The sequence below is a fragment of the Streptococcus sp. 1055 genome (genome assembly GCF_013276815.1).
Lineage (GTDB): Bacteria > Bacillota > Bacilli > Lactobacillales > Streptococcaceae > Streptococcus > Streptococcus pseudopneumoniae.
Window position 1 is genome coordinate 1 of sequence record NZ_VMLT01000093.1, and the last position, 12,303, is coordinate 12,303.

At 36.6% G+C, this 12,303-nt stretch carries 14 protein-coding genes; 11 read left to right on the forward strand and 3 right to left on the reverse strand.

The features are described from left to right. The coding region (locus HT699_RS08200) for an ATP-binding cassette domain-containing protein (protein WP_172934251.1) at window positions 1–322 on the reverse strand (322 nt) is incomplete at its 3' end. Window positions 323–527: 205 nt separating this feature from the next. On the opposite strand from HT699_RS08200, the gene trpS reads away from it, so the two are divergent. Together trpS and guaB are read left to right on the forward strand one after the other, a co-directional pair. Then, a complete protein-coding gene (trpS, locus tag HT699_RS08205; RefSeq protein ID WP_000165457.1) occupies window positions 528–1,553 on the forward strand; it encodes a tryptophan--tRNA ligase in 1,026 nt (341 codons plus the stop codon). Window positions 1,554–1,704: 151 nt separating this feature from the next. Continuing rightward, window positions 1,705–3,183, forward strand: coding sequence for an IMP dehydrogenase (gene guaB, locus HT699_RS08210; protein ID WP_000073418.1), 1,479 nt, complete (start codon window positions 1,705–1,707; stop codon window positions 3,181–3,183). Between the two features lie 49 nt (window positions 3,184–3,232). Here guaB and recF read toward each other — a convergent pair whose 3' ends face one another. After that, window positions 3,233–4,330 (reverse strand): DNA replication/repair protein RecF, encoded by a 1,098-nt coding sequence (gene recF / locus HT699_RS08215; protein WP_172934252.1) that lies wholly within the window; start codon window positions 4,328–4,330, stop codon window positions 3,233–3,235. A gap of 2 nt (window positions 4,331–4,332) precedes the next feature. Then, window positions 4,333–4,701 (reverse strand): S4 domain-containing protein YaaA, encoded by a 369-nt coding sequence (gene yaaA, locus HT699_RS08220; RefSeq protein ID WP_000455895.1) that lies wholly within the window; start codon window positions 4,699–4,701, stop codon window positions 4,333–4,335. Window positions 4,702–4,859: 158 nt separating this feature from the next. Between yaaA and HT699_RS08225 the strand changes: the two genes are divergently transcribed. From HT699_RS08225 to mreD, 9 genes are all read left to right on the forward strand, one after another. Then, window positions 4,860–6,110, forward strand: a complete 1,251-nt coding sequence (locus HT699_RS08225; protein WP_172934253.1) for a pitrilysin family protein — start codon at window positions 4,860–4,862, stop codon at window positions 6,108–6,110. Beyond that, the gene (locus HT699_RS08230; RefSeq protein WP_172934254.1) at window positions 6,107–7,390 is read left to right on the forward strand and encodes a pitrilysin family protein; all 1,284 of its coding nucleotides are present in this window, start codon (window positions 6,107–6,109) and stop codon (window positions 7,388–7,390) included. The genes HT699_RS08225 and HT699_RS08230 overlap by 4 nt, the downstream gene beginning before the upstream one ends. 41 nt (window positions 7,391–7,431) lie before the next feature. Beyond that, the gene (gene rodZ / locus HT699_RS08235; RefSeq protein ID WP_172934255.1) at window positions 7,432–8,274 is read left to right on the forward strand and encodes a cytoskeleton protein RodZ; all 843 of its coding nucleotides are present in this window, start codon (window positions 7,432–7,434) and stop codon (window positions 8,272–8,274) included. A gap of 10 nt (window positions 8,275–8,284) precedes the next feature. Continuing rightward, on the forward strand, window positions 8,285–8,830 hold the full coding sequence (gene pgsA, locus HT699_RS08240; protein ID WP_000712127.1) for a CDP-diacylglycerol--glycerol-3-phosphate 3-phosphatidyltransferase: 546 nt from the start codon (window positions 8,285–8,287) through the stop codon (window positions 8,828–8,830). Continuing rightward, window positions 8,827–9,654: an energy-coupling factor ABC transporter ATP-binding protein gene (locus HT699_RS08245; RefSeq protein ID WP_000835726.1), complete on the forward strand. Its 828-nt coding sequence runs from the start codon at window positions 8,827–8,829 to the stop codon at window positions 9,652–9,654. Before pgsA ends, HT699_RS08245 begins: the two co-directional genes overlap by 4 nt. Continuing rightward, a complete protein-coding gene (locus HT699_RS08250) occupies window positions 9,639–10,478 on the forward strand; it encodes an energy-coupling factor transporter ATPase (RefSeq protein WP_023936271.1) in 840 nt (279 codons plus the stop codon). Before HT699_RS08245 ends, HT699_RS08250 begins: the two co-directional genes overlap by 16 nt. Next, window positions 10,471–11,265, forward strand: coding sequence for an energy-coupling factor transporter transmembrane protein EcfT (locus HT699_RS08255; protein ID WP_023936273.1), 795 nt, complete (start codon window positions 10,471–10,473; stop codon window positions 11,263–11,265). The genes HT699_RS08250 and HT699_RS08255 overlap by 8 nt, the downstream gene beginning before the upstream one ends. A gap of 59 nt (window positions 11,266–11,324) precedes the next feature. Next, window positions 11,325–12,143 (forward strand): rod shape-determining protein MreC, encoded by an 819-nt coding sequence (mreC, locus tag HT699_RS08260; protein ID WP_172934256.1) that lies wholly within the window; start codon window positions 11,325–11,327, stop codon window positions 12,141–12,143. Continuing rightward, window positions 12,143–12,303, forward strand: a 161-nt coding sequence (gene mreD / locus HT699_RS08265; protein ID WP_172934257.1) for a rod shape-determining protein MreD, incomplete at its 3' end; no start/stop codon positions are given. The genes mreC and mreD, both read left to right, overlap by 1 nt.

The window sequence follows — 12,303 nt, forward strand, 5'->3', positions numbered from 1 at the left end:
AATCTTCCTTCATGTAGATGGCATCTTTCTCTTTCATGATGCTATAAAGTTTTTCATTTCCCATGATAACGACGTCAATGGCACGTTCATCTTCATAGTCAAAGTGATTTTGACGAAGAACAGAGAGACGTTCATCTGGACCAAGAGAGATGTGTCCAGTAGTAGGTTCGATATCTCCAGCTAAAATTTTTAAAAAGGTTGATTTTCCGGCACCATTAGCACCGATTAATCCGTAAGTATTTCCTTCTGTAAATTTGATATTGACATCATCAAAAAGTTTGCGATCACTAAAACGTAGTGAAACATCAGATACTGTAAGCAATGTTTTTCTCCTATATGTGTAATATATTTATTCTACTAGAAAATACGGAAATATTCAAATTTTTATCTGTCAATTTTGTGTAAATTATATTTACAGCATACTTTACACAAATCCGTAAATAGCAAGGTTGATTTATTTTTATAAATTGCAGTTATTTCATTAAAAAAATGCTATAATTGAAAGGACTATATCGAAGGAGAATAAAATGACTAAACCCATTATTTTAACAGGAGACCGTCCAACAGGAAAATTGCATATTGGACATTATGTTGGAAGTCTCAAAAATAGAGTTTTATTACAGGAAGAGGATAAGTATGATATGTTTGTGTTCTTGGCTGACCAACAAGCTTTGACAGATCATGCTAAAGACCCTCAAACAATTGTAGAGTCTATCGGAAATGTTGCTTTGGATTATCTTGCAGTTGGATTGGATCCAAGTAAATCAACTATTTTTATTCAAAGCCAAATTCCAGAATTAGCTGAGTTGTCTATGTATTATATGAATTTGGTGTCATTAGCACGTTTGGAACGAAATCCGACAGTAAAAACAGAGATTGCTCAAAAGGGATTTGGAGAAAGTATTCCAACAGGATTTTTGGTTTATCCAATTGCACAAGCAGCTGACATCACAGCCTTTAAGGCCAATTATGTTCCTGTTGGGACAGATCAGAAACCAATGATTGAGCAGACTCGTGAAATTGTTCGTTCTTTTAACAACGCATATAACTGTGATGTTTTGGTAGAACCGGAAGGTATTTATCCAGAAAATGAGAGAGCAGGTCGTTTACCTGGTTTAGATGGAAATGCTAAAATGTCTAAATCCCTTAATAATGGTATTTATTTAGCTGATGATGCGGATACTTTGCGTAAAAAAGTAATGAGTATGTATACAGATCCAGATCATATTCGAGTGGAAGATCCAGGTAAGATTGAGGGAAATATGGTTTTCCATTATCTAGATGTTTTTGGTCGCCCAGAAGATGCTCAAGAAATTGCTGACATGAAAGAACATTATCAACGAGGTGGTCTTGGTGATGTGAAGACCAAGCGTTATCTACTTGAAATATTAGAACGTGAACTGGGTCCTATTCGTGAGCGCCGTATTGAATTTGCTAAGGATATGGGAGAAGTTTATAATATGCTTCAAAAAGGTAGTGAAAGAGCGCGTGAAGTTGCAGGTCAAACCCTATCTGAGGTTAAAGGAGCAATGGGACTCCATTACTTTAACTAAGTTTATTTTACAAGAAACTATCATTTCTATCTCAAAGAAAAGATAGTTTTTTATTTACCCCTGTAACATTTGACAAATTTTTATAGAATGGTATGATAGATACAATATAAAAAGAGTCAAGCTCAAAAAGAAAGAAAAGAGGAAACTTCGAATGTCTAATTGGGACACTAAATTTTTGAAAAAAGGTTTTACCTTTGATGATGTATTGCTTATTCCAGCTGAAAGTCATGTGTTGCCTAACGATGCAGATTTAACAACTAAATTGGCAGATAATCTGACTTTAAATATCCCAATTATTACCGCTGCCATGGACACAGTAACAGAGAGTCAAATGGCTATTGCTATTGCTCGTGCAGGCGGTCTCGGAGTTATCCATAAAAACATGTCAATTGCTCAACAAGCAGACGAGGTTCGTAAGGTAAAACGTTCTGAAAATGGAGTTATTATTGATCCCTTCTTCTTGACGCCTGAACATACAATTGCTGAAGCAGATGAGCTTATGGGACGTTACCGCATCAGTGGTGTTCCAGTTGTTGAAACACTTGAAAATCGTAAATTGGTTGGTATTTTGACAAACCGAGATCTTCGTTTTATTTCAGACTATAACCAACCAATCTCAAATCATATGACCAGTGAAAATCTTGTGACTGCTCCTGTAGGTACAGATCTTGCAACGGCTGAAAGCATTCTTCAAGAACACCGTATTGAAAAACTTCCGTTGGTCGATGAAGAAGGTCGCCTTTCTGGTTTGATTACTATCAAAGATATTGAAAAAGTTATTGAGTTTCCAAATGCCGCTAAAGATGAGTTTGGTCGTCTTCTAGTTGCAGGTGCAGTAGGTGTTACTTCAGATACATTTGAACGTGCAGAGGCTCTTTTTGAGGCAGGAGCGGATGCGATTGTTATTGATACTGCACATGGTCATTCTGCAGGTGTCTTGCGTAAAATTGCTGAGATTCGTGCTCACTTCCCAGATCGTACTTTGATTGCTGGAAATATTGCTACTGCTGAAGGAGCGCGCGCACTTTACGAAGCAGGTGTGGACGTTGTCAAGGTTGGGATTGGCCCAGGTTCTATCTGTACTACTCGTGTGATTGCTGGTGTTGGTGTTCCGCAAGTAACAGCTATCTACGATGCTGCAGCTGTTGCGCGTGAATATGGTAAAACGATCATTGCTGACGGTGGAATCAAGTATTCTGGAGATATTGTAAAAGCACTTGCGGCTGGTGGTAATGCTGTTATGCTTGGATCAATGTTTGCTGGAACTGATGAAGCTCCAGGTGAAACTGAAATCTTCCAAGGACGTAAGTTCAAGACTTACCGTGGTATGGGATCAATTGCTGCTATGAAGAAAGGTTCAAGCGATCGTTACTTCCAAGGTTCTGTCAATGAAGCAAACAAACTTGTTCCAGAAGGAATTGAAGGTCGTGTTGCTTATAAAGGTGCGGCAGCTGATATTGTCTTCCAAATGATTGGAGGTATTCGCTCTGGTATGGGTTACTGTGGTGCAGCTAACCTTAAAGAACTACACGATAATGCTCAGTTTATTGAAATGTCTGGTGCTGGTTTGAAAGAAAGCCACCCTCATGATGTACAAATTACGAATGAGGCACCAAATTATTCTATGTAAAAACAATGGAAAGAACTCCCGTGAAAACAGGAGTTCTTTTACGATGTTGTCAATTCACATTTACAGCAACTTTACCATCCTGAATAGTAAAGATACTTAGATTTTCTGGCAGATTTTGAAGATGATCTAAGCTTGTTGTTGTGATAAAGGTTTGGATTGAATGAGAAATCGTTTCTAATAATTTTAACTGTCTAGTGTTGTCAAGTTCACTCATGACATCGTCAAGCAATAATATCGGAGATTCTGTAGTAATACTTTCCATTAATTCGATTTCTGCTAATTTTATAGAAAGGACGAGACTACGATGTTGGCCTTGACTTCCGAAACTAGCATCCATCCCATTTATATAAAAAGAAATGTCATCTCGATGAGGACCGACACCAGTATTCTTTTTAAATAAATCTCTGGACCTACTTTTTTCTAAAGCAATTTTGAAAGATTCGGACAAGTTTTGTTTGTCAGTCATATTGACAGAAGATTGATAGGATATTGACAACTCTTCAATCTGATTAGAGAGTTCAAAATGTTTCTTACGCCCAAATGATTCTAGTTTTTTTATGAAATCTAAGCGGTGATTCATTACACGACATCCATAATAAACTAGCTGATCATCTAGTACTGAAAGGAAGGTTTCATCTATTATTTGAGCTGATTTTAGATAGGTATTTCTTTGCTTAAGAATATGGTTATAATTGGTTAAATCTGATAAATAGATTGGTTTAATTTGTCCAAGCTCCATATCAATAAATTTTCTTCGAACTGAAGGTGCTCCTTTAATTAGTTGTAAATCTTCAGGAGCAAATAAGACAACATTCATGTGTCCTACGTAATCTGAAAGTCGTGCCTGTTTTAAATGATTAACTTTTGTCACCCGGCCTTTTTGTGTTAGTTCTATTTCTAGAGGAATGGATCCCGTTTTTTTCTGAATAAGACCTGAAAGATGAAGTTGTTCCTCATCAAAATGAATGAGATTTTTATCGGTTCGAGTTCGATGACTACGTGTTAAGGCTAAAAAATAGATAGCCTCTAACATATTTGTTTTACCTTGTGCATTGCGTCCTAAAAAGATATTTAATTTAGGATTAAAGTCTATTTTCGTCTCTTTGTAGTTACGAAAAGTTTTAAGAGATAGGTGTTGTAGCCACATGATTATCTACCAGGGAATCGCGGAGCTTGTTTGCTTTTGGGTGATGAAGAAAGTTTCGATTTGTCTTTTTTTATTCCTTTATTCATCTCCTTAACAAGTTTAGCGATTCGTTCTTTTTCAACTTTATCAGCTTGGTATTCATCTTGCTCCTCAGAAGTAGGTTGTGTCAACAAAATGTCAATATTCATGTCAGGGATGTCAATTTTATCGCCAATACGAAGTTTTTTACCGCGACGACTCTCTAATTCCCCATTAAAGTAAACAGAATGTTCAGAGAGAAAGGATTTGATAGCTCCTCCGCTATGTGTGATTCCAAGTTCTTTGAGTAGTGCTTGGAGGGTAATAAATTCTTCAAATAATTTGTATTCCATAATTCACCTCAATCTTTGGTATTATACCATATTTTCCTAAAAATAGTGAGAGAAACAGGGAGAAATGTAAGCGATTTTTATTTCAAAAGTGTTACAGAGAACAAGAAAATTTCAGGTTTTCGTGATATAATAGAAGTCTGTATATAAGGAGGTAAATCATGGAGTTAGTGCATGGAATTTCAACACATTTTATCCAATCAAAAAAGTTTAAAACGAACAAAATTACCGTGCGTTTTACAGTTCCATTATCTCTTGATACGATTGCAGGTCGCATGTTGAGTGCGAGTATGCTAGAAACTGCCAACCAGATGTACCCCACTTCTCAAAATTTTAGGAGACACTTGGGCAGTCTATACGGTACAGATATGTCAACCAATTGTTTCAGAAGAGGGCAAAGTCACATTGTAGAATTGACATTTACCTATGTTCGTGATGAGTTTTTAAGTAGGAAAAATGTGCTAACTTCTCAGGTTTTGGAACTTGTAAAAGAAACTCTTTTTTCACCCGTAGTAGTTGATAATGGGTTTGATCCCGCCTTATTTGAAATTGAGAAAAAGCAATTGCTAGCAAGTTTAGCAGCTGATATGGATGATTCTTTTTATTTTGCACATAAAGAATTGGATAAATTGTTTTTTCATGATCAACGTCTCCAATTGGAATATAGTGATTTACGAAATCGTATTTTAGCTGAAACTCCACAAAGTTCTTATTCTTGTTTCCAAGAATTTTTGGCCAATGATCGAATAGATTTCTTTTTCCTAGGTGATTTTAATGAGGTTGAAATTCAAAATGTATTAGAATCATTTGTCTTTAAAGATCGAGAAGGAGATGTGAAGGTCCAGTATTGTCAACCTTATTCCAATATCCTTCAGGAAGGTATGATTCGGAAAAATGTGGGACAGTCTATTTTAGAGTTGGGATATCATTGCCCTTCTGAATATGGTGATGAGCAACATTTACCCATAATTGTAATGAATGGTTTACTTGGTGGATTTGCTCACTCTAAGCTCTTTACAAATGTCCGTGAAAATGCTGGATTGGCTTATACTATTTCAAGTCAGCTTGATTTGTTTAGTGGATTCTTGAGGATGTATGCTGGCATTGATCGAGAAAATCGTAACCAGGCTCGAAAAATGATGAATAATCAACTGCTTGATTTAAAAAAAGGATATTTTACAGAGCTTGAGCTAGAGCAGACCAAGGAAATGATTCGTCGGTCTTTGTTGCTTTCTCAAGATAATCAAAGTTCATTGATTGAACGTGCTTATCAAAATGCCTTACTTGGAAAATCTTCAGCAGACTTTAAAGGTTGGATTGCAAAACTCGAGCAAGTTGACAAAGATGCTATTTGTAGAGCAGCTAATAATGTGAAACTACAGGCGATTTACTTTATGGAAGGAATAGAATGACAAAGGTTGTTTTTGAAGAAAAATACTATCCAGCTGTAAAAGAAATGGTTTATCGAACTCGTTTGTCGAATGGATTGACAGTTGCTCTTTTGCCTAAAAAGGAATTTAAAGAGGTTTACGGGAGTGTAACTGTCCAGTTTGGTTCGGTAGATACGCTTGTCACAGAAGTTGACAGAGATGTAAAACAATATCCTGCAGGAATTGCTCATTTTCTTGAACATAAATTATTTGAAAGAGAAGATGCTAGCGATTTGATGTCTGCTTTTACGAGTCTAGGTGCAGATAGTAATGCCTTTACAAGCTTTACAAAAACAAACTATCTTTTTTTAGCAACGGATCATTTTTTAGAAAATTTAGACTTACTTGATGAATTGGTAACATCAGCACACTTTACTGAAGATTCCATTTTAAGAGAGCAGGATATTATCCAGCAAGAACGAGAAATGTATCAAGATGATCCAGATTCGTGTTTATTCTTTTCAACTTTAGCGAATTTGTATCCTGGCACACCTTTAGCAACTGATATAGTTGGCAGTGAGGAGTCAATTTCCCAAATCCATCTAACTAATTTGCAAGAAAATTTTACAAGATTTTATAAATCTGTAAACATGTCTCTGTTTTTAGTTGGTAATTTTGATGTGGAGCGAGTACAGAACTACTTTGGAAGAAAAGAACTGAAAGATTTAGATGTTCAGGAACTAGCAAGAGAAAAATTTGTTTTACAGGCTGTGAAGTCAACAGACAGTATGAGAATGGAAGTATCTTCTCCCAAACTAGCGATTGGAGTTAGAGGTAAGCGAGAAGTTGCTGAGGCGGATTGCTATCGACATCATATTTTATTAAAATTATTGTTTGCAATGATGTTTGGTTGGACTTCGGATCGTTTTCAAAAATGTTATGAATCAGGTAAATTAGATGCTTCCCTATCTCTTGAAATTGAAGTAACAAGTCGCTTTCATTTTGTCATGTTGACAATGGATACGAAAGAGCCAGTTGCTTTGTCTCATCAATTCAGGAAGGCTATTCGTAATTTTACAAAGGATTTAGATATTACAGAGGAACATTTAGATATTATCAAAAGAGAGATGTTTGGCGAATTTTTCAGTAGCATGAACTCTCTTGAATTTATTGCAACGCAATATGATGCTTTTGAACATGGTGAGACAATTTTTGACTTACCAAAGATTTTACAGGAAATTACTTTAGAGGATGTCCTTGAAGCAGGACATCACTTAATAGATGAAGGGGATATAGTTGATTTTACAATATTCCCATCGTAGTAACCTATCATAATAGATACTAGAAAGAAGGGATGACAAGTATGAGGAAAAAAACAATTGGTGAGGTTTTACGATTAGCTAGAATCAATCAGGGATTGAGTTTAGATGAATTGCAGAAAAAGACAGAAATCCAGTTAGATATGTTGGAAGCAATGGAAGCAGACGATTTCGATCAACTTCCAAGTCCTTTTTACACGCGTTCTTTCTTGAAAAAATATGCATGGGCTGTTGAGTTAGATGATCAAATTGTTTTGGATGCTTATGATTCTGGGAGTATGATTACTTATGAGGAAGTAGATGTTGATGAAGATGAGTTGACAGGTCGTAGACGTTCAAGTAAGAAAAAGAAGAAAAAAACATCCTTTTTACCTTTATTTTATTTTATCCTTTTTGCTTTATCGATTTTAATTTTTGTGACCTATTATGTTTGGAACTATATTCAAACTCAACCAGAGGGGTCTTCTCTTTCTAATTACAGTGTGGTTCAATCAACAAGTTCAATAAGTTCAACTAGCTCTGTTCCCCACTCTTCAAGTAGTAGTTCATCTAGCAGTTCTTCTAGTGTAGAATCAACTATAAGTGTATCAGGTGAAGGAAATCATGTAGAAATCGCTTATAAGACAAGTAAGGAAACAGTTAAATTGCAATTGGCAGTTTCAGATGTTACAAGTTGGGTCAGCGTTTCAGAAAGCGAACTTGAGGGCGGTGTAACCTTATCGCCAGAGAAGAAAAGTGCAGAAGCAACAGTTGCAACTAAAAGTCCTGTAACAATTACCTTAGGTGTTGTAAAAGGTGTTGCTTTGACAGTAGATAATCAGACTGTTGATTTATCGAAATTAACAGCTCAGACTGGACAAATCACTGTAACCTTTACTAAAAATTAAGGAAAAACGAATGAAAAAAGAACAAATTCCCAATCTTTTAACAATAGGTCGAATTCTCTTTATACCTATTTTTATCTTTATTTTAACGATAGGAAATTCGATAGAGAGTCATATAGTGGCAGCTATTATCTTTGCTATTGCTAGTATTACAGATTATTTAGATGGATATTTAGCTCGTAAATGGAATGTGGTCAGTAATTTTGGTAAATTTGCAGATCCTATGGCGGATAAGTTACTAGTTATGTCGGCTTTTATTATGCTGATTGAGTTAGGTATGGCTCCAGCTTGGATTGTTGCAGTGATCATCTGTCGTGAGTTGGCTGTGACAGGTTTAAGGCTTTTATTGGTTGAAACTGGTGGAACAGTTTTAGCAGCAGCAATGCCTGGAAAAATTAAAACTTTTAGTCAGATGTTTGCCATTATTTTCTTGCTATTACATTGGACTTTGCTTGGTCAAGTTCTACTTTATGTGGCCTTGTTTTTCACTATCTACTCTGGCTATGATTATTTCAAGGGTAGTGCCTATGTATTTAAAGGGACATTTGGTTCGAAATGAAATCAATAATTGATGTAAAAAATCTTTCTTTTCGTTATAAGGAAAGTCAAGAATACTATGATGTGAAGGATATTACGTTTCACGTGAAACGTGGAGAATGGCTTTCGATTGTAGGGCATAATGGTAGTGGTAAATCAACGACGGTTCGATTAATTGATGGCTTACTGGAAGCAGAATCTGGAGAGATTGTAATAGATGGTCAACGGTTGACTGAGGAAAATGTTTGGAAAATACGTCGTCAAATCGGTATGGTTTTTCAAAATCCAGACAATCAATTTGTTGGAGCGACTGTTGAAGATGATGTAGCCTTTGGTTTGGAAAATCAGGGTCTTTCTCGTCAAGAAATGAAAAAGAGAGTGGAGGAAGCTCTAGATTTGGTTGGCATGTTGGACTTTAAAAAGAGAGAGCCGGCGCGTCTATCAGGTGGCCAAAAACAACGTGTGGCCATTGCAGGTGTTGTAGCCCTAAGACCAGCTATTTTAATCTTAGATGAAGCAACGAGTATGTTGGACCCTGAGGGGCGTAGAGAACTGATTGAGACAGTACAGGGAATTCGGAAAGACTATGATATGACGGTCATTTCTATTACCCATGATTTGGAAGAAGTTGCCATGAGTGACCGCGTATTGGTCATGAAAAAAGGGGAAATTGAATCAACTAGTAGCCCAAGAGAACTTTTCTCTCGAAATGATTTAGATCAAATTGGATTAGACGATCCTTTTGCCAATCAAGTAAAATATTCTTTGAGCCAGAATGGCTATGATTTACCTGAAAATTATTTGACAGAAAGTGAGCTAGAGGATAAATTATGGGAATTGCTCTAGAAAATGTGAGTTTTACATATCAAGAAGGGACTCCCTTAGCTTCAACAGCTTTGTCGGATGTTTCTTTGACGATTGAAGATGGTTCTTATACGGCTTTAATTGGGCACACAGGTAGTGGTAAATCAACTATTTTACAACTCTTAAATGGTTTATTGGTGCCAAGTCAAGGGAGTGTGAGGGTTTTTGATACCTTAATCACCTCGACTTCTAAAAATAAAGATATTCGTCAAATTAGAAAACAGGTTGGCTTGGTATTTCAGTTTGCTGAAAATCAGATTTTTGAAGAAACGGTTTTGAAAGACGTTGCTTTTGGACCGCAAAATTTTGGAGTTTCTGAGGAAGATGCGGAGCAGATTGCGCGTGAGAAACTGGCTTTGGTTGGAATTGATGAATCACTTTTTAATCGTAGTCCGTTTGAGTTGTCTGGTGGACAAATGAGACGTGTCGCCATTGCAGGCATACTTGCCATGGAACCAGCTATATTAGTCTTAGATGAGCCAACAGCTGGTCTAGATCCTCTAGGGAGAAAAGAGTTGATGACCCTGTTCAGAAAACTCCACCAGTCAGGGATGACTATCGTCTTGGTAACACATTTGATGGATGATGTTGCTGAACATGCGAATCAAGTCTATGTGATGGAAAAGGGACGTCTAGTTAAGGGTGGTAAGCCAAGTGATGTCTTTCAAGATGTTGTCTTTATGGAAGAAGTGCAGTTGGGAGTACCTAAAATTACGGCCTTTTGTAAACGATTGGCTGATAGAGGCGTGTCATTTAAACGATTACCGATTAAGATAGAGGAGTTCAAGGAGTCGCTAAATGGATAGTATGATTTTAGGGCGTTATATCCCAGGGGATTCGATTGTTCACCGATTGGATCCACGTAGCAAATTGCTTGCTATGATGCTACTGATTTTGATTGTGTTTTGGGCTAATAACCCCTTGACGAATCTGATTCTTTTTATAGCGACAGGGATATTTATTGCCTTGTCAGGAGTATCTCTTTCATTTTTTATTCAGGGCTTGAAGTCTATGTTTTTCTTGATTGCCTTCACAACTATTTTTCAACTATTTTTCATTTCTAATGGGAATGTTTTATTTGAGTTTTCGTTTGTGAGAATCACGGATTATGCTTTGCAACAAGCTGGAATTATTTTTTGTCGTTTTGTATTGATTATTTTCTTTTCAACTTTGTTAACCTTAACGACCATGCCCTTAAGTTTAGCATCAGCTGTCGAAGCTTTGTTAGCGCCTTTAAAGCGTGTGAAAGTTCCAGTTCATGAAATTGGATTGATGCTGTCCATGAGTCTACGTTTTGTCCCAACATTAATGGATGATACGACGCGGATTATGAATGCGCAGAAAGCGCGTGGAGTGGATTTTGGTGAAGGAAGCATTGTTCAAAAAGTAAAGGCGATGATTCCCATTTTGATTCCTCTTTTTGCAACAAGTTTAAAACGTGCGGATTCCTTGGCTATCGCTATGGAAGCGCGTGGTTATCAGGGTGGAAAAGGCAGAAGTCAATACCGACAATTGAAATGGACTCTAAAGGATACGCTGACCATTCTTGTTATTATCGTACTTGGTTGTTGCTTATTTTTCTTAAAATCTTAGTAGCTTTCAGGAATCGATAAAAAAGTTACTGTAACAGTTTTTGATATAAAGGTAGGGATATGAACCGTTTTAAAAAATCAAAATATGTCATTATTATTTTTGTCACCGTTCTGCTTGTGTCAGCTCTCTTAGCGACGACTTATTCAAGTACAATGGTGACAAAATTAGGAGATGGAATCTCATTGGTTGATAGAGTTGTGCAAAAACCTTTTCAGTGGTTTGATTCTGTCAAATCAGATTTGGCTCATTTGACACGAACATATAATGAAAATGAAAGTTTGAAGAAACAGATTTACCAGTTAGAAGTTAAATCAAATGAGGCGGAAAGTTTAAAGACAGAAAATGAACAATTGCGTCAATTGCTTGGTATGAAGTCCAAGTTGCAAGCTACAAAGACTTTGGCAGCAGATGTTATTATGCGTTCTCCGGTATCTTGGAAGCAGGAATTGACCTTAGATGTAGGTAAATCAAAAGGGGCTTCTGAGAACATGTTAGCTATTGCAAATGGTGGCTTGATTGGGAGTGTTTCAAAAGTGGAGGACAACTCTACTATAGTCAACCTTCTGACAAATACGGAAAATGCTGATAAGATTTCTGTTAAAATTCAACATGGTTCTACTACAATTTATGGAATTATTGTTGGCTACGACAAGGAAAATGAAGTTCTTAAAATTAGTCAATTAAATAGTAGTAGCGATATTAGTACAGGCGATAAGGTGACAACGGGTGGTTTAGGAAACTTTAACGTTGCGGATATTCCTGTTGGTGAAGTGGTTGCCATAACGCATAGTACAGACTATTTGACACGAGAAGTAACTGTTAAATTGAGTGCAGATACTCATAATGTGGATGTGATAGAATTAGTGGGGAATTCATAATGAGACAGTTGAAGCGTGTTGGAGTGTTTTTATTGCTTCCTTTCTTTGTTCTAATTGACGCCCATATTAGCCAGCTTCTGGGCTCATTTTTCCCCCATGTACATTTGGCTAGTCATTTTCTTTTTCTATTTCTATTATTTGAGACGATAGAAGTATCAGA

What these genes read in the sequence shown, in the direction of transcription:
- trpS (WP_000165457.1), top strand. Translation starts at nt 528, where the DNA reads ATGACTAAACCCATTATTTTAACAGGAGACCGTCCAACAGGAAAATTG.
- guaB (WP_000073418.1), top strand. Translation starts at nt 1,705, where the DNA reads ATGTCTAATTGGGACACTAAATTTTTGAAAAAAGGTTTTACCTTTGAT.
- recF (WP_172934252.1), bottom strand. Translation starts at nt 4,330, where the DNA reads ATGTGGCTACAACACCTATCTCTTAAAACTTTTCGTAACTACAAAGAG.
- yaaA (WP_000455895.1), bottom strand. Translation starts at nt 4,701, where the DNA reads ATGGAATACAAATTATTTGAAGAATTTATTACCCTCCAAGCACTACTC.
- HT699_RS08225 (WP_172934253.1), top strand. Translation starts at nt 4,860, where the DNA reads ATGGAGTTAGTGCATGGAATTTCAACACATTTTATCCAATCAAAAAAG.
- HT699_RS08230 (WP_172934254.1), top strand. Translation starts at nt 6,107, where the DNA reads ATGACAAAGGTTGTTTTTGAAGAAAAATACTATCCAGCTGTAAAAGAA.
- rodZ (WP_172934255.1), top strand. Translation starts at nt 7,432, where the DNA reads ATGAGGAAAAAAACAATTGGTGAGGTTTTACGATTAGCTAGAATCAAT.
- pgsA (WP_000712127.1), top strand. Translation starts at nt 8,285, where the DNA reads ATGAAAAAAGAACAAATTCCCAATCTTTTAACAATAGGTCGAATTCTC.
- HT699_RS08245 (WP_000835726.1), top strand. Translation starts at nt 8,827, where the DNA reads ATGAAATCAATAATTGATGTAAAAAATCTTTCTTTTCGTTATAAGGAA.
- HT699_RS08250 (WP_023936271.1), top strand. Translation starts at nt 9,639, where the DNA reads ATGGGAATTGCTCTAGAAAATGTGAGTTTTACATATCAAGAAGGGACT.
- HT699_RS08255 (WP_023936273.1), top strand. Translation starts at nt 10,471, where the DNA reads ATGGATAGTATGATTTTAGGGCGTTATATCCCAGGGGATTCGATTGTT.
- mreC (WP_172934256.1), top strand. Translation starts at nt 11,325, where the DNA reads ATGAACCGTTTTAAAAAATCAAAATATGTCATTATTATTTTTGTCACC.